Annotated in this window: 16 protein-coding genes; 12 read left to right on the plus strand and 4 right to left on the minus strand. The window is 72.4% G+C overall.

Translation table 11 applies throughout. The features are described from left to right. Positions 1-123: 123 nt before the first annotated feature. The 7 genes from MUN78_RS03290 to MUN78_RS03320 all read left to right on the plus strand — a co-directional run bounded on the left by MUN78_RS03290 (position 124) and on the right by MUN78_RS03320 (position 6906). A complete protein-coding gene (locus tag MUN78_RS03290) occupies positions 124-861 on the plus strand; it encodes an SDR family NAD(P)-dependent oxidoreductase (protein WP_244693147.1) in 738 nt (245 codons plus the stop codon). Continuing rightward, positions 858-2375: a xylulokinase gene (gene xylB, locus MUN78_RS03295; protein ID WP_244728786.1), complete on the plus strand. Its 1518-nt coding sequence runs from the start codon at positions 858-860 to the stop codon at positions 2373-2375. Before MUN78_RS03290 ends, xylB begins: the two co-directional genes overlap by 4 nt. Next, entirely contained in the window at positions 2372-3361 is a 990-nt protein-coding gene (locus MUN78_RS03300; protein ID WP_244728787.1) for a phosphotriesterase family protein, read from the plus strand. The genes xylB and MUN78_RS03300 overlap by 4 nt, the downstream gene beginning before the upstream one ends. A gap of 42 nt (positions 3362-3403) precedes the next feature. Further along, positions 3404-4315, plus strand: coding sequence for a Cof-type HAD-IIB family hydrolase (locus MUN78_RS03305; RefSeq protein ID WP_244728789.1), 912 nt, complete (start codon positions 3404-3406; stop codon positions 4313-4315). Between the two features lie 116 nt (positions 4316-4431). Next, complete coding sequence (locus MUN78_RS03310; RefSeq protein WP_244693152.1) at positions 4432-5085, plus strand: TetR family transcriptional regulator; 654 nt, start codon at positions 4432-4434, stop codon at positions 5083-5085. Next, positions 5078-6079 (plus strand): glycoside hydrolase family 113 protein, encoded by a 1002-nt coding sequence (locus tag MUN78_RS03315; RefSeq protein ID WP_244693153.1) that lies wholly within the window; start codon positions 5078-5080, stop codon positions 6077-6079. Before MUN78_RS03310 ends, MUN78_RS03315 begins: the two co-directional genes overlap by 8 nt. Continuing rightward, complete coding sequence (locus MUN78_RS03320) at positions 6076-6906, plus strand: CPBP family intramembrane glutamic endopeptidase (protein WP_244728790.1); 831 nt, start codon at positions 6076-6078, stop codon at positions 6904-6906. The genes MUN78_RS03315 and MUN78_RS03320 overlap by 4 nt, the downstream gene beginning before the upstream one ends. A 67-nt stretch (positions 6907-6973) precedes the next feature. Here MUN78_RS03320 and MUN78_RS03325 read toward each other — a convergent pair whose 3' ends face one another. Beyond that, the gene (locus tag MUN78_RS03325) at positions 6974-8161 is read right to left on the minus strand and encodes an FAD-dependent monooxygenase (RefSeq protein ID WP_244728792.1); all 1188 of its coding nucleotides are present in this window, start codon (positions 8159-8161) and stop codon (positions 6974-6976) included. A gap of 68 nt (positions 8162-8229) precedes the next feature. On the opposite strand from MUN78_RS03325, the gene MUN78_RS03330 reads away from it, so the two are divergent. From MUN78_RS03330 to erm, 5 genes are all read left to right on the plus strand, one after another. After that, positions 8230-8811, plus strand: a complete 582-nt coding sequence (locus MUN78_RS03330) for a PadR family transcriptional regulator (RefSeq protein WP_244728794.1) — start codon at positions 8230-8232, stop codon at positions 8809-8811. A gap of 9 nt (positions 8812-8820) precedes the next feature. Further along, complete coding sequence (locus MUN78_RS03335) at positions 8821-9804, plus strand: aldo/keto reductase (RefSeq protein WP_244728796.1); 984 nt, start codon at positions 8821-8823, stop codon at positions 9802-9804. A gap of 193 nt (positions 9805-9997) precedes the next feature. Next, complete coding sequence (locus MUN78_RS03340) at positions 9998-10423, plus strand: YciI family protein (protein WP_244693157.1); 426 nt, start codon at positions 9998-10000, stop codon at positions 10421-10423. A 4-nt stretch (positions 10424-10427) separates the two neighbouring features. Continuing rightward, positions 10428-11792: an RNA polymerase sigma factor gene (locus MUN78_RS03345; RefSeq protein WP_244728798.1), complete on the plus strand. Its 1365-nt coding sequence runs from the start codon at positions 10428-10430 to the stop codon at positions 11790-11792. Positions 11793-12048: 256 nt separating this feature from the next. Next, positions 12049-12813: a 23S ribosomal RNA methyltransferase Erm gene (gene erm / locus MUN78_RS03350; RefSeq protein ID WP_244693160.1), complete on the plus strand. Its 765-nt coding sequence runs from the start codon at positions 12049-12051 to the stop codon at positions 12811-12813. Between the two features lie 82 nt (positions 12814-12895). Here erm and MUN78_RS03355 read toward each other — a convergent pair whose 3' ends face one another. The 3 genes from MUN78_RS03355 to MUN78_RS03365 all read right to left on the minus strand — a co-directional run bounded on the left by MUN78_RS03355 (position 12896) and on the right by MUN78_RS03365 (position 14875). Further along, on the minus strand, positions 12896-13294 hold the full coding sequence (locus MUN78_RS03355) for a hypothetical protein (protein WP_244728800.1): 399 nt from the start codon (positions 13292-13294) through the stop codon (positions 12896-12898). 78 nt (positions 13295-13372) lie between these two features. Then, positions 13373-14119, minus strand: a complete 747-nt coding sequence (locus MUN78_RS03360; RefSeq protein ID WP_244728802.1) for an SDR family oxidoreductase — start codon at positions 14117-14119, stop codon at positions 13373-13375. A 63-nt stretch (positions 14120-14182) separates the two neighbouring features. Next, on the minus strand, positions 14183-14875 hold the full coding sequence (locus MUN78_RS03365; protein ID WP_244728804.1) for a TetR/AcrR family transcriptional regulator: 693 nt from the start codon (positions 14873-14875) through the stop codon (positions 14183-14185). Positions 14876-14900 lie beyond the last annotated feature (25 nt).

The following is a 14900-nucleotide window of genomic DNA, read 5'->3' on the forward strand; positions in this document are numbered from 1 at the left end:
ATATCCCGACTGAGTTCGTGTTCACGGGGATTAGCGAGCGATTCTGGCGAGTCTTGGTGTGGAATGCAGTAGTGTTACTACTCGCAGGGGATCGGAACGTCGACCTCGGAATGGAGTGGCGAGATGAGCATGGAGGACCCCGCGCCGGCGGCGCTGCGCGGACGCGTCGCGGTGACCGGCGGTTCCGGGGGCATCGGCACGGAGATCTGCCGGGCACTCGAGGAGCGGGGATGGCGGACGTATGCGCTCGACCGCGTACCCGGTGATGGCGCCGGAGAATTCATCGAGTGCGACCTGTTGGACGGCGCCAGTGTGGAACGCGCGGTGGCGAGCGTCTACGCCGAGCTCGACACGCCCGTGTTCCTGGTGACGGCCGCGGGGATCGTCGAGGACGATGTCGCCGCCGAGGAACTCGACATCGAACTGGTCGATCGGGTCATGGGCGTGAACTTCCGAGGTGTCTTCCTCGCGAATCAGGCGTTCGGCCGTGAATTGATCGCCCGGGGCGGAGGCGCGATCGTCAACATCGCATCGATGTCCGGGAACCACGTGGTCAACTCCCCGCAGCGCCAGTGCATCTACAACGCGTCGAAGGCCGCGGTCACGGCGCTCACGAAGTCGCTCGCCGTCGAGTGGGGTCCCCGCGGTGTGCGGGTGAACGCCCTCTCGCCCGGCTACATCGACACTCCGCTCAACGGCCTCAAGGCTCGGATGCACGCCGAATGGAACGCCGGGACCGTGCTCGGACGCATGGGGACGCCGCTCGAGGCGGCGCATGCGGTCGAGTTCCTGCTGAGCGAGCGCTCGGGGTACTTCGTCGGCGCCGAGCTGTTGATGGACGGCGGGTTCTCGCTGCGATGAGCGCATCTGGAAGGGCCGACGAGGCGCCGCTCGTGCTCGCGCACGATCTCGGCACGACCGGGGACAAGGCGACGCTTGTCACCCCGACCGGCGAAGTCGTCGCCTCGGTGACCGTCGCCTATCCGGTCGACTTCGGTGCGGACGGGAAGGCCGAGCAGCATCCGGACGATTGGTGGAACGCATTCTGCAGAGCCAATCGGCTGCTTCTGGCGAAGCACGGCGTCGCACCGGAGCGTGTTGCGGCGGTGTCGTTCTCGGGGCAGATGATGGGGGCGGTCCTGACCGATGCGGCGGGGCGTCCGACGCGACCCGCGATCATCTGGGCCGACACTCGCGCCGAGTCCCAGTGCGCTCGTCTGATCGAGCGCGTCGGCATGGCGGAGGTCTACCGCATCACGGGACACCGCGCGAACCCGACGTACTCCTTGGCGAAGCTCATGTGGGTGCGCGACAACGATCCGGAGGCATTCGCCGGGTCCAGGCGGTTCTCGACCGCGAAGGACGTCATCCTGCAGCGCCTGACCGGGATGCACGTGACCGATCACTCCGACGCCTCCGGGACGAACGCGTACGATCAGCTGCGCGCTGCGTGGAGCGACGAGCTGCTCTCCGCCTCGAGGCTCCCGCGGAGGCTGTTCCCCGAGATCGTCGCGTCGACGACCGACCTGGGCGCGGTGCGCGGCGCGGCGGCGGCGGAAGCGGGGCTCGCGGCGACGACGCGCGTGATCGCCGGAGGGGGAGACGGGCCGATGGGTGCGCTCGGCGCCGGAATCGTCGATCGCGCGAGCGGGGCCTACGCGTATCTCGGGTCCTCCTCGTGGGTGTCGTTCGCCGACATCGCGCCCCTGCACGATCCGCAGATGCGCTCGATGACCTACAACCATGTGATTCCCGGGCAATTCGTCCCGACCGCGACCATGCAGGCCGGCGGAGCGTCGCTCGATTGGATCGCCTCGGTGCTCCGGCCCGGCGCCGACGATCGCTTCGAGCAGGCGCTCGCCGCGGCGGAGACGTCGGAGGCCAGCGCGGACGGGCTGTACTTCCTGCCCCATCTGCTCGGCGAGCGATCGCCGTACTGGAATCCCCATGCGCGGGCGGTGTTCGCCGGCCTCACGATGGCCCACGATCAGGGCAACCTGGTGCGCGCGGTCATCGAGGGCGTCGCCTACAATCTCCGCACCGGCCTGGTCGCCTTCGCGGAGTCGGGGCATCGCTTCGCCGCGATCGCCGCGATCGGCGGTGCGGCGAAGTCTCCTCTGGTCGCCCGGATCCTCGCGGATGCCTGGCAGCTGCGCGTGCGTCCGAACTCGATGGGCGATCACGCCACGAGTCTCGGAGCGGCGGCGATCGCCGCGATGGGCGTCGGCCTGCTCGATCGTGCCGATGTGCGGTCGTTCGTCGGCAAGCCATCGGGCGATGCGGTGGAACCGGTACTCGATGCGACGATCAACGCCGAGCGGTACGACACCTTCATGGATGCCTATCGCCGAATGGAAGGCTGGTTCGATCGATGATGAACGACCGTGAGACGCCGTTCGTGCGTACCGTGCTCGGCGACGTGGCACCCGAGAGCCTCGGGCGCGTGAACTATCACGAGCACCTCTTCCAGGCGACGCCGCTGCTGCCCGGCGAGGAGCTCGCAGACGAGCGGCTGAGCGGGGAGGAGGCCGCCCTGATGCGCGCCGGCGGTATCGATGCGATGGTCGACGCCACTCCCTGGGGCCTCGGACGGGACCCCGAAGCCGTCGCGCGGATCTCGGCGCGCACGGGACTCAGCGTGATCGTCACGGCCGGATTCCATCGCGAGGCGCACTACGCGGGCCGTACCGATGCGGCGGGTCTGGACCTCGCCGCGATGACGGCGCAGTGCGTCGCGGAACTGCATGACGGGCAACCCGCGGTAGACGGCGATCGCAGCGGCGCCTCGCGAATCGCGCGCGCGCCGCACGGGGCTCCGGTGCGGGCGGGCATGCTGAAAGCCGGAGTCGGCTACTGGTCGATCTCCCCGTTCGAGCGACGCGCTCTTGCTGCGGTCGCTGCCGCGCATCGCGTTTCGGGCGCGCCCATCATGGTGCACCTCGAGCACGGCACCTGCGCGCACGAAGCGCTCGACATCCTCGCGGAGGAGGGGGTCGCCGAGAATCGCATCGTCCTGGCGCACATCGATCGGAGCCCCGATCCGATCCTGTACGCCGAACTCGCCGCCCGAGGCGCCTACCTCGGGTGCGACGGGGCGGCGAGGCTGAAGGAATGGCCGGAGTCGCTCCTGATCGACGCCATCGCCGGCGCGGCCGAGGCGGGGCACGCCGACCGCGTGCTCCTCGGCGGCGACGTCGCCAGACGATCGAGATACGCGGCCTACGGCGGCATGCCAGGCATCGGCTATTTGACATCGAGATTCATCCCGAGACTGGCCGCGCGCGTGGGGCCGGACGTGATCCGCGCGTTCCTCGAGACCAACCCGCGGAGCCTGCTGGCCTGGTCGACACCGGCCGGCTGACCGCGCACCCGCGGTGCAAGAGATTCCGAGGAGGAGCAGCGCATGATCGACAAGCAGAACAGCGGGACGGCGACGGCCGGGGGTGCCGTGCGGATGCGGCCGTCGGACGCCGCCGAGCCCGTCAGCTGGTCGCAGATCCCGCCGGGACCCCACGACGTGCGGCTGGTCGTCACGGATCTGGACGGCACCCTCTTGACCGAGGGCGGGAGGGTGCCTGAGACCTTCTGGCCGCTCCTGGAGATCATGCGTGCTCGGAAGATCGCGTTCGCACCGGCCAGCGGACGGCACCACGCGGCCCTCGCGCGACTCTTCGACCATTCCGACGACGGCATCTCGTACATCGCCGATAACGGCAATCTCGTCATCCATGCGGGGCGGCGGCTCTCGAGCAGCGCGCTTGGAGGCGATATCGTCCGACGGGTCGTCTCCGCGGCGAGAGACGCCGCCGCGGCCCGGAACCTCGGAGTGGTCGTCTCGGGACTCCGGGGCGCGTACGTGGAGCGCACCGATCGGGCATTCACCCGCGAGGTGGAACGGTACTACGCGGAGCTCAACGTGGTCGACGACCTCGCGAGCGTCGAGGACGATGTGCTGAAGGTGGCGGTGTACGATTTCTCCGACGCGCAGACGGCTCTCGAGACGACCTTCCGGGACGTCGCCGCCGGACACCAAGCGGTGATCTCCGGCAAGCACTGGTTGGACATCATGCGGACCGATGTCGACAAGGGCAGTGCCGTGCGCGCACTCCAGAATGCGATCGGCGTGAGCGCCGCGCACACCGTCGTCTTCGGCGATTATCTCAACGATCTGCAGATGCTGGGCGCAGCGCGCTGGTCGTTCGCCATGTCCAATAGCCACCCTCAGGTGCAGCCCGCCGCGCGGTACGTCGCCCCGGCCTTCCATGAGGACGGGGTGGTCTCGGTGCTGCGCCGCTTGCTCGACGTCCCGCTGTAGCCGAAGGCACGGCATCCCGTCCATCGCGGACGCCCCGGGAGCCCGCTCCGTGCGGAATCGGGCCCGCCCGCGTCCGTACTCTGGACGCATCAGATCAATCGTTCTAAAATCAGACCATGCGTTCTGAACTTCCGATCGAGCGCGACGCCGACTCGGCGAGGCCCCCCGCGGCGGGATCGCGGTCGTTCATCGAGGCGGCGCGGCGCGAGCAGCTGATCGCCGCGGCGACGGTCACCGTGAACGAGATCGGCTACCACCGCGCGTCCCTCGCGGAGATCGCCGGGCGGGCGGGGATCGCCAAGAGCGCCGTCGCGTACTACTTCTCCTCGAAGGAGGGGCTCCTGCTCGAGCTGGTGCAGACCGTGTTCGAGGCGCTCGGGGAGCGCGTGCTGCGTGCGGTTGACGGCGTCGAGGAGCCCGCCGCTCGCCTGCGCGGATACGCCGAGGCGTACCTCGCGCACGTGGATGCCGAGCGCGAGGCGCTCGCCGCAGCGGTCGAGATCGTGGTCTCGCACCGTACCGCCGATGGCACCCCGCTCTACCTCGTCGCGGACGAGGATGACGCGGCCCTGGTGCGGAGCATCCTCCGCGCCGGAATGGCGGACGGTGCATTCCAGCCGATGCCGCTCGATGTCGCGACGGGGCTCGTCGAGAGCGTGCTGGATCGTGCGATCACCCTGGTGCAACGAGACCCCGGGGCCGATCTCGGTCCGCTGCGCGCGCACGCCGTGCCGTTCCTGTTCCGGGCGCTGGGAGCGGCCGATGGCTGAACCCGTGCGCGGGATCGGATACGACGCGGGCGTGCGCTACGAGCGGGGGTTCGAGAGCCATCCCGGCTTCACCGCACAGACGGCGCGGCGCGACTTCCGGGCGATCCGGAGGGAGCTCGGCTGCGACGCCGTGCTGATCATGGCCGACGATGCCCGCCGCCTCGCCCTCGCCGCGGGCATCGCCGCGGAGGAGGGGCTGGGCGTGTGGCTGCAGCCGCGCCCCTTCGACCGGCCCCGCGAAGAGATGCGCGCCGCCGTGCGGTCGGCGGCGGCCGCTGCGGAACACCTGCGCTCCTCGGGCGCCGAGACCGGGCTCGTGGTCGGGTGCGAGTTGACGCTCTCGGTGCCCGGGATGCTCCCGGGGCCGAGCTTCTGGGCGAGGGGGAGGCTGCTGGCGGTGACGTTCCCGCTGCTGCCGCTCGCCAACCGGCGGCTGCGCCGGCTGCTCGCCGAGCTCGTCGGCGACGCGCGGGAGCGCTTCGCCGGCCCCGTGTCCTACGGGGCGGGGGAGTGGGAGCGGCCGGACTGGTCGATCTTCGACGTCGTCGGCGCCGATCGCTATCGCGATGCGCGCAACGCGTGGCGATTCGAGGACGACATCCGCGCGCTGGTGGACACGGCGCGCGCGCAGCGCGCGCCGTGCTACGTCTTCGAGTTCGGCTCCTGCGCCTACCGCGGGGCCGCGGCACGGGCCTCCACGGCGTCCGGGGTGCTCAGCGGCCGCGCGGGTACGTCCGTGCCCCGCGGCCTCGTGCGCGACGAGCAGGAGCAGGCCGACTATCTCATCGATCTCCTCGACCTCTTCGACCGGGCGGGGGTGGACGGGACCTTCGTCTGGGGGTTCAGCGAGCCCGCCCTGGTCGCGTCAGACGTTCCGGGTCGTGACCTCGACCTGGCCAGCTACGGCGTCGTCGCCGCGCACGCCGACGGCAGCTGGCACCCCAAGCGCGCGTTTCGCGCCCTCGCCCGCCGATACGACGGAGGAACGACATGACGACCGCACCTGAGCCGCGTTCCCGCCGCCTCGCGTCCGCCGCCTGGCGGATCGCGCTCGCCCTGCTGCCGCTCGGCGCGGGCCTCGCCATCCTGTCGGCGCTGCTCCCGGCCGCCCCCGATCCCTCCGCGCCGACGACGCTGGTCCTCCGGATCGCGGCCGGCCTCGTGATCAGCGCCGTGACGCTCATGGTCATCGCCCTGCTGGTGCACCGCGCCGACGGGGGTCGGCTGGGCGATGCGGGGGTGACGAGCATCCGGTCGGGGTGGCGGCTGGCGCTGTGGGGAGCCGTGATCTGGATCGCCCCGGCCGCCGCGACCTTCGGGGTGCTGGCGCTCCTCGGCGCCCCGCTGCGCATCGTCGTCTCGGGGCCGGAGCTCGCGGGGACCGTCGGACTGCTGCTCCTCGCCGTGCTGATCACCGAGGCGCTCCCGGAGGAGGCGGTCTTCCGCGGCTACGTCGCGGCAGTGCTCGGAACGGTCCTCCGCGGATGGGGCGTCATCGTCGTCCAGGCGCTCCTGTTCACCCTGTTCGCCGCGGTCCTGCGGCAGAACGCCCACCCCGCCGACCTCTCGCTCTTCTTCACGATGGGCATCGGCTTCGGATACCTGCGCATGATCACCGGTTCGATCTGGATGCCGATCGGGTTCCACACGGCGTTCCAGACCGGTGCGCAGCTCGTCCTCTCGCACGGCGCCGTCGACTTCGAGGGCGGCACGGGAGCGGCGATGCTCGCGCTCGGGATCGTCCCGTTCTCCGTCGCCGCGATCCTCGTCAGCACCGCCGGGGTCCCCCGGATCGTCCACCCCGGCACCGCCGCGCGGTGACGGCATCCGCCGGTGCCGCGGGAGATGCGACGACCTCGGGTCGCGGCGGTCCCGATGTCCTCCAGCTCTACGCCTCAATCCGCCGATCCCACTCGATGCGATGCCCGTAGGTGTCCTCGATGCCGTGCGCACCGCTGAACCGCAGAATCGCGGGCAGCACCAGGTCGCGCACGCGGCGCGCGATTCCGGTGGCGGCCTTCGAGCTGTTGACGCGCGCCGCGGACGCGACGATGCGCTCCACGCGCGGGCGCCGGATCGCTTCGAAGCGGGTGAGGGCGGCGGGCACCGCGCCGAGATCGCGCACGCACTGCGCGAGCACGATCGCGTCCTCGATGGAGAGCGAAGCGCCCTGCCCCGAGCTCGGCGAGGGCGCGTGCGCGGCATCGCCGATCACGACCATGCGGCCGCGACGCCAGTGCGGCAGATGCGGCAGCAGGTGCGTGAGCGTCGGGCGGGCGAGATCGTGACCGGCGGCGATCAGTTCCGCCGCGGGCCCGGCGTCGTCGCGGAACAGCGCGCCGAGATGCCGGCGGAGCTCGGCGGCATCGCGCGACGGGAGGTCCGCCGGTGCGGATCCCGACGTCGGCTCGTTCGCGAACCACCAGACCGTCCCGTCGGGGGCCGTCGCGTAGCCGAAGAACGCCCGCGAGCCGAAGATCATGCGGAACGTACCGGGCTCGGTGTCGACGCGGACGCCCGAGGTGTAGCCGCCGAAGTTGACGAGACCGGCGCCCACGGGCCGTGGCGCGCCGGGATCGATGAGCGTCCGCGTGCGCGAGTGGACGCCGTCGCAGCCGATGAGGAGGTCGCCGTGGGCCGTGCTGCCGTCGTCGAAGGTCGCCACGACGCCCTCGCCGGTGTCGGCGGCCGTGACGAGCTTCGTGCCCAAGGTGATGGGGATCCCCGCCGCGACGGCGCGGTCCCGCAGGATCCCGTACAGCTCGGCGCGACGCATCGTCTGGCTGGGCGTGCCGTCCTCTCGCGTCGTCGTGATCCGGCTGACGCCGAGCGGTTTTCCCGTGCCGCTGCGCAGTTCGATCGCCGGGGTTGCGAAGCCGCGATCCATCGCCGCCTCCCGGAGCCCGATCGCGCCGAGCGCGTCGACACCGTTCGATCCCAGCGTGAAGAACACCCCCGCCTCGTCCGCCGGGCCGGGATGCTGCTCGAAGATCTCCGATGCGACGCCCGCTCGGGCGAGTGCGAGTGCCGCAGCGGGCCCGGCGATGCCGCCGCCGATGATGAGTGCGCGTGTCATGGTCATATTATGACTAGATACAGTGGGGGCGTCAAGCATTCGGCGCGAACGACTCCGGGAGGTGCGGAATGGCGCAGCCTCTGCCGGGCCGGTCACCGCTCGCGATGATCGTCCTCACGCTCCTCGAGGAGGCGCCGATGCACGCCTACCGGATGCAGCAGCTCATCCGCATGCGCGAGAAGGACGCCGTCGTCAACGTCGCCTCGCGCAACTCGATCCATCAGGTGCTCAGCCGGCTCGAGCGCGATGGCCTCGTGGTCGCGGAGCCCGACGACTCCGCGCGCACCCGCGTGGTCTACCGGAACACCCCTGCGGGCCGCGAGGTGCTGCTCGGCTGGCTCGCCGAGACCCTCGCGCGCCCGCGGAACGAGTACCCGTCGTTCGCCGCGGCGCTCTCCTGCCTGCCGCTCACCACGCCCGATGTCCTCGCCTCCCTGCTCCGCGAGCGCCTGACCGCCCTGGACGCGCTTGTGGCCGCGGTGCAGCCGGAGCGCACGCGCGAGGCGCACGGGCTCGCGCGGGTCTTCGTGATCGAGGACGAGTACCGGCGGGCCATGCTCGCCGCAGAGCGCGCCTGGGTGGCCGCGACCGTCGAGGAGCTCGAGGATGGGCGATTGAGCTGGGCGCACCCGGCCTCCGACTCGTACTAGCGTGGGGGCATGGACTACGCGCCCCTCGGATCCAGCGGTCTCCTCGTCTCCGCCCTCGGCGTCGGGTGCAACGCCTTCGGGCGCCGCATCGATCAGGCGCGCACGAGCGCCGTGGTCGGCGCGGCGCTCGACGCCGGCGTCACGTTCTTCGACACGGCCGACTCCTACGGAGCCGGAGCCTCCGAGACGATGCTCGGCGTCGCCCTCGGCACCCGCCGCGACGAGGCAGTGGTCGCCACGAAATTCGGCATGGACCTCGGGGGTCTGATCCCCGGCGCGCGCGAGAACCGTGCGAGCCGCGGCTACCTCATCCGCGCGGTCGAAGGCAGCCTCACCCGCCTCGGCACCGACTACATCGACCTCTACCAGCTGCACACGCCGGATCGCCTCACCCCGATCGAGGAGACGCTCGCCGCTCTCACGGACCTCGTGCGCGCCGGCAAGGTCCGCTACATCGGCTGCTCGAATCTCGCGGCCTGGGAGGTCGCGGATGCGGCGGCGGTGGCCGAGGCCATCGGCAGCGAGCGCTTCGTCACGGCGCAGAACGAGTACTCCCTCGTCAACCGCAGCGCCGAGCGCGAGCTCGTGCCCGCCCTCGCGCACATCGGCGCGAGCCTGCTGCCCTACTTCCCGCTCGCCTACGGTCTGCTCACCGGCAAGTACGCGCGGGGCGAGGCGGCGCCGACCGGCTCCCGCCTCGACGCCGAAACCGCCCGTTTCGACGGCGCGGACTGGGATCTCGTCGAGGGGATCCGCGGCTTCGCCCAGGAGCGCGGCATCGGCATGCTCGACGTCGCCCTCGGCTGGCTGCGCTCCCAGCCCGTCGTCGGCTCCGTGATCGCGGGTGCGACCCGGCCCGAGCAGATCGCCGCCAACGCGGCGGCGATCCGGTGGACGCCCGCTGCGGAGGACCGGGACGCGCTCGACGCGCTCGCGGCTCCGGGGTCCGGATCGGGGTACACCACCTTCGCGCCGGCCCGCCGGGCGCGCTGAGCGGCGCATCGTCGGATCGACCGGCACGCCTCGCCATCACGGGCTCCGCGGTCTTCGCGCACCGCGGGCACGGATCGGCGCCGGCTCCTTGGAAAAAATCTTCCCGCGCCTGTCGATCCCGCATACGCTGGTTCGACGTAGTGGGTGAGGGGGATCGACCGATCCCCCGGATCGCACGACCAGAGGAGTCATCATGAAGTACATGCTCATCATGCGCGCAGTCGACCAGGCCGCCGTCGAGGAGTACCAGCAGCGCCCCTTCGAGGAGATCATCGCCGAGATGGGCGCCTACAACGAGTCGATGATCACCGCGGGCGTCATGGTCGACGGCGCGGGACTCTCCGACGCCTCGGAGGGCGCCGTGGTCGACTTCGCCGCCGAGGAGCCGGTCGTCACCGACGGCCCGTACGGCGAGCTCCGCGAGCTCTTCAACGGCTACTGGACCCTCGAGGTCTCCTCGAAGGAGGAGGCGATCGAGTGGGCGCGCCGCGCGCCGCTCGGCGCCGGGTCCCAGATCGAGGTGCGCCGGGTCACCGGGCCGGAGGACTTCCCGCAGGACAACGAGTGGATCCAGAAGGAGCAGGAGTGGATCGCCGAGGGCAAGGCGCGCGGCAACTGAGCCGATGACGCCGAGCGATCGGCGCGACGGGACCGCCGAGACCGTGCGGGCGGCCCGGGCCGCCCGCGCGGTCGAGGCCGTCTGGCGCATCGAGGCCGCCAGGATCGTCGCGACGCTCACGCGATACGTCGGCGACTTCGGCCTTGCCGAGGACCTGGCGCAGGAGGCGCTCGCCGCGGCGCTGCGGGAGTGGCCGCGATCCGGCGTGCCCGGGAATCCCGGAGCCTGGCTCACGACCGCCGCGAAGCGGCGGGCCATCGATGGCTGGCGGCGTCGCGAGGTCGCCGAGCGCGCACTCGCGCTCGTCGCGGACGCGCAGCGCGCCCACGAAGCCGAGGCGGCCGAGGAAGCGCCCGGGGACCCGGATGCGATCGGGGACGACGTGCTCCGGCTCGTCTTCATCTCCTGCCACCCGGTGCTCTCGCGCGAGGCGCAGCTCGCGCTGACGCTCCGGGTGGTCGGCGGTCTCACGACCGCGCAGATCGCGCGGGCGTTCCTGCTGCCGGTGCCGACGGTGCAGCAGCGCATCGTGCGCGCGAAGCAGAAGCTCGCCGCGGCCGAGGTGCCCTTCGAGCTGCCGGCGGCGGCCGAGCGCGGCCGCCGGCTCGGCGGCGTCCTCGGCGTGCTCTACCTGATGTTCTCCGAGGGGCACGTCGCGACCTCGGGCCCCGACTGGATGCGCCCCGAGCTGGCGATGGAGGCCCTGCGGCTCGCGCGCGTCGTCGCCGCGCTGATGCCCGCTGAGCCGGAGGTCCACGGCCTCGTCGCGCTCATGGCCTACACGGCCTCGCGCTTCTCGTCGCGCATCGACGCCGAGGGGCACCCCGTCCTCCTCGCGGAGCAGCACCGTGCGAGCTGGGACCGGGCGCTCATCGGCCTCGGCGACCGCGCGCTCGAGCGCGCCGATGCGCAGTGGGCGCGCCGCGCGGCCGGGTCGGGGGCCGCGGGGCGCGGGGACGCGGTGTCCGGCGCATACACGCTGCAGGCCAGGATCGCGGCCTGTCACGCCTCGGCGGCGCGCTTCGCGGACACCGACTGGCGGCGCATCGCCGAGATCTACCGCGAACTCTGCGCCGTCGCGCCGTCGCCCGTCGCCGAGCTCAACCGCGCCATTGCCGTCGCGGAGGCCGAGGGGCCGCTGGTCGGCCTCGAGCTCGTCGAGCGGCTCGCGGGCGAGCGGGCGCTCGCCGCAGGACACCTGCTGCCGAGCGTGCGGGGTGAACTGCTCGCGCGGCTGGGCCGCGATGACGAGGCCGCCGCGGAACTGGATCGCGCCGCCGCGCTCGCGACGAACGCGCGCGAACGCGCGGTGCTGTGCGAGAAGGCGGCCGCGGTGCGGGATCGCGACCCCGGCGCGTCGGGGCCGTGACCGGCAGCCTCCGTGGCGCCCTGCCGCGGCGATGCCCTATGATGGCCCGCATGGGTACCCTGAATCGTGCGTTCGCCGTGACGCACTCGCTCGCCGTTCGCGACCGCCGCGCCTGACGGCGCGCCTCGCCGAACGCCTCGCGCGTCGTCCGTCCGAGAGACCTCCGCGTCTCGGGACGACTCCGGTGTCCCCGTGCACCGTCGTAGGCATCCGCCCGTCCCGAGACGCTCCACCCATCTCATCCTGGAGCGCGACCATGCCACGATCGACCCATGGCGGCCGGCACGAACTCGGCCAGAACTTCCTCATCCATCGCTCGACCATCGAGACGATCACCGCCCTCGTCGCGGAGACGCGCGGCCCCATCCTGGAGCTCGGCGCCGGCGACGGCGCCCTCACCGGGCCGCTCGCGCGGCTCGGACGTCCCCTCACCGCGATCGAGCTCGACGAGCATCGCGCGGCACGGCTGCGGCGCGCCTATCCGCGCGTCGAGGTCGCGCAGGGCGACGCGCTGCGCGTCCCGCTGACGGCCCCCGCGGTCGTCGGCAACATTCCCTTCCATCTCACGACGCCGATCCTCCGACGGCTGCTCTCCGCCGGCGACTGGCGGCACGCCGTGCTGCTCACCCAGTGGGAGGTGGCGCGCAAGCGCTGCGGGGTCGGCGGCGGCACCCTGCTCACCGCGCAGACGGCGCCGTGGTTCGCGTTCTCCCTGCACGGTCGCGTGCCCGCCGGGGGCTTTCGCCCCCGACCGGGCGTCGACGGCGGCGTCATGCGCGTCTCGCGGCGATCCCGTCCTCTCGTGCCCGCCCGTCAGCGCGCGGCGTACGAGCGTTTCGTCCGCGCGGTGTTCACGGGGCCGGGCGGCCGGCTCGAGCGGATCGTCGGTCGCGCGGCGCGGACCGGCGGGCGCTCCGCTGCTCGGGCGCTCGCGCGCGCCGAGGTGCCGCCCGGGGCGCTTCCCCGCGACCTCGGTCCGGAGCAGTGGGCGGCGCTCTGGTCCGCGCTCCCCGATTGCTGACGCCTCCCGGCGAGCGCGCGGCCTCGCAGCCCGATCGGGGCGCGCGCACGCGGTCGCCGCCCCGCGGTCACCCGGAGCGCGGTCACCGGGCCCGCGGCCGCCTCGAGCGCAGGACCCGCCGGGTCACGGCGATACCCGCGAGCAGGAGCGCGGCGACCGCCGCCCACAGCAGGACCGTGTCGAGCGCGAAGAGCCCCCAGTGGACCTCCGTCGTCGGCGCTGAGACCGCAGCGCCGCGCCGCTCGCCGAGGTACCGCAGCGCGGCGGGATATTCGGCGGGGGAGGCGATCCCGCGGTGGTCCTGCACCGTCCAGGCGAACGGCCAGCCGAAGCCGACCCTGGCGAGCTCGGCCGCCGAACTGACGGTGGCGGGCAGCATCTGCCGGAACGTCAGCGCGAGGCCGGCTGCGAGGGGGAGGAAGGCGAGCAGCATCCAGATCCAGCCGCCCGCACGGCCGTTCCGCCCGCGTGCTCCGCCCATCCCGCCAGTGTAGCGGCGGGACCGCTGGAGACGCGGCGGGACCGCCGGAGGTGCGACCGTGCGCAACCCCCACGTGCGCTACGCGAGACCGCCGTTGGCGAAGAGCGTCTGCCCGTTGACCCAACGGCCTGGGCCGGCGAGGAATGCGACGGTCTCGGCGATGTCCTCCGGGCGGCCGAGGCGCTCGAGCGGCGCGGCCTGCGCGAGTCCTCGGAGCGTCGCCTCGTCCTTGCCCTCGAGGAAGAGCGGGGTGGTGGTGGGACCGGGAGCGACGGCGTTCACCGTGATGTCCCTGCCGCGCAGCTCCCGCGCCAGGATCATCGTCATGCCCTCGACCGCGGCCTTCGTCGCGACGTACGGACCGTAGCTCGGGAACGCCGTGCGGGTCACCGTGGTGGAGAAGGTGACGATGGCGCCGCCCGGCCGTACGCGTCGCGCGGCCTGCTGCGTCACCACGAAGGTGCCGCGGAGGTTGGTGCGCACGATCCGGTCGAAGTCGTCGAGAGGGTAGTCGGCGAGCGGGCCGAGGACCATGACGCCTGCGGTGTGCACCACGACGTCGAGCCCGCCGACCTCCTGTTCGACGGTGTCGAAGACCGCGGCCATCGCCGCGTCGTCGGCGACGTCCCCGCCGACGGCGAGGGCGCGCCCTCCGGCTGCGGTGATGTCCGCGACAGTCGACTCGGCGGCCGCCCGGTTGCCGGCGTAGTGCACGGCGACGGCGAGGCCGTCGGCCGCGAGGCGGAGCGCGACCGCTCGACCGATACCGCCGGAGGCGCCGGTGACGAGCGCGATGCGCGGAAAGGGGGCGGGAGTGGTGTGCATGGGTGAGCTCCGATCGGGCGGGAACGATGACGTGGGTCGGTGGGAAGGCGCCGAGGCCGCGGATCAACCGCCCGGGAGGCGCGCGAGCCAGTCGTCGAGCAGCGCGGCCTCCGCCGGGGAGAAGGGCGCCGGCTCCTCAGACGAGCGCGCGAGGAGCGCCCGGATGGCGGTCGCTGCGGCGGCGATCCCGTCGACCGGCTGTGCGTCCTCGGGCGCGTCGACGAGGATGCCCCGCAGGGTCGCCTCGCGCGCGTCGGCCGAGGCGTCCGTGCCGCGGTACTCCTCGGGGCGCAGGATCAGCGCGAGCGCGACGCCGCTGTTCGCGGCCATGACGATCCGAGCCGCCCGGGACGGATCCATCCGCAGTCGGCCCCGCAGCGCGATGCGCGCGAGCGCGTCCTGCAGCAGCGCCATCGCCTCCGCCAGCGCGGCGGGCGGGGAGTCCAGTCCGCTCGCGAAGACGAGCCGGTAGGCGTGGGGGTGGGCGAGGGCGAATCCGGTGTGCGCGTCCCAGCCGGAGCGGAGGTCCGCAACGGGATCCTCCGACGGCGACGCCGCGCGCTTCATCTCGAGGTACTCGTCCCAGACCGCGTCCGCGACGGCCGTCAGCAGTCCGCTCTTGTCGCCGAACTGGCGGTAGAGCACGGGTTGCGTGACGCCGGCCGCCTCGCACACGGCGCGCGTCGAGATGTCCCCGTCCGGCGACTCGGCGAGCAGCTCGATCGCGCGGGAGAGTATCAATGATCTCGTTGACATGTTATCGATGATAACACGTCGGAGG

Source organism: Leucobacter allii, assembly GCF_022919155.1.
Lineage (GTDB): Bacteria > Actinomycetota > Actinomycetes > Actinomycetales > Microbacteriaceae > Leucobacter > Leucobacter allii.

Bases quoted from the DNA above. Each gene is read 5' to 3' on its own strand.
- MUN78_RS03290 (WP_244693147.1), top strand. From the start codon at position 124: ATGAGCATGGAGGACCCCGCGCCGGCGGCGCTGCGCGGACGCGTCGCG.
- xylB (WP_244728786.1), top strand. From the start codon at position 858: ATGAGCGCATCTGGAAGGGCCGACGAGGCGCCGCTCGTGCTCGCGCAC.
- MUN78_RS03300 (WP_244728787.1), top strand. From the start codon at position 2,372: ATGATGAACGACCGTGAGACGCCGTTCGTGCGTACCGTGCTCGGCGAC.
- MUN78_RS03305 (WP_244728789.1), top strand. From the start codon at position 3,404: ATGATCGACAAGCAGAACAGCGGGACGGCGACGGCCGGGGGTGCCGTG.
- MUN78_RS03310 (WP_244693152.1), top strand. From the start codon at position 4,432: ATGCGTTCTGAACTTCCGATCGAGCGCGACGCCGACTCGGCGAGGCCC.
- MUN78_RS03315 (WP_244693153.1), top strand. From the start codon at position 5,078: ATGGCTGAACCCGTGCGCGGGATCGGATACGACGCGGGCGTGCGCTAC.
- MUN78_RS03320 (WP_244728790.1), top strand. From the start codon at position 6,076: ATGACGACCGCACCTGAGCCGCGTTCCCGCCGCCTCGCGTCCGCCGCC.
- MUN78_RS03325 (WP_244728792.1), bottom strand. From the start codon at position 8,161: ATGACACGCGCACTCATCATCGGCGGCGGCATCGCCGGGCCCGCTGCG.
- MUN78_RS03330 (WP_244728794.1), top strand. From the start codon at position 8,230: ATGGCGCAGCCTCTGCCGGGCCGGTCACCGCTCGCGATGATCGTCCTC.
- MUN78_RS03335 (WP_244728796.1), top strand. From the start codon at position 8,821: ATGGACTACGCGCCCCTCGGATCCAGCGGTCTCCTCGTCTCCGCCCTC.
- MUN78_RS03340 (WP_244693157.1), top strand. From the start codon at position 9,998: ATGAAGTACATGCTCATCATGCGCGCAGTCGACCAGGCCGCCGTCGAG.
- MUN78_RS03345 (WP_244728798.1), top strand. From the start codon at position 10,428: ATGACGCCGAGCGATCGGCGCGACGGGACCGCCGAGACCGTGCGGGCG.
- erm (WP_244693160.1), top strand. From the start codon at position 12,049: ATGCCACGATCGACCCATGGCGGCCGGCACGAACTCGGCCAGAACTTC.
- MUN78_RS03355 (WP_244728800.1), bottom strand. From the start codon at position 13,294: ATGGGCGGAGCACGCGGGCGGAACGGCCGTGCGGGCGGCTGGATCTGG.
- MUN78_RS03360 (WP_244728802.1), bottom strand. From the start codon at position 14,119: ATGCACACCACTCCCGCCCCCTTTCCGCGCATCGCGCTCGTCACCGGC.
- MUN78_RS03365 (WP_244728804.1), bottom strand. From the start codon at position 14,875: ATGTCAACGAGATCATTGATACTCTCCCGCGCGATCGAGCTGCTCGCC.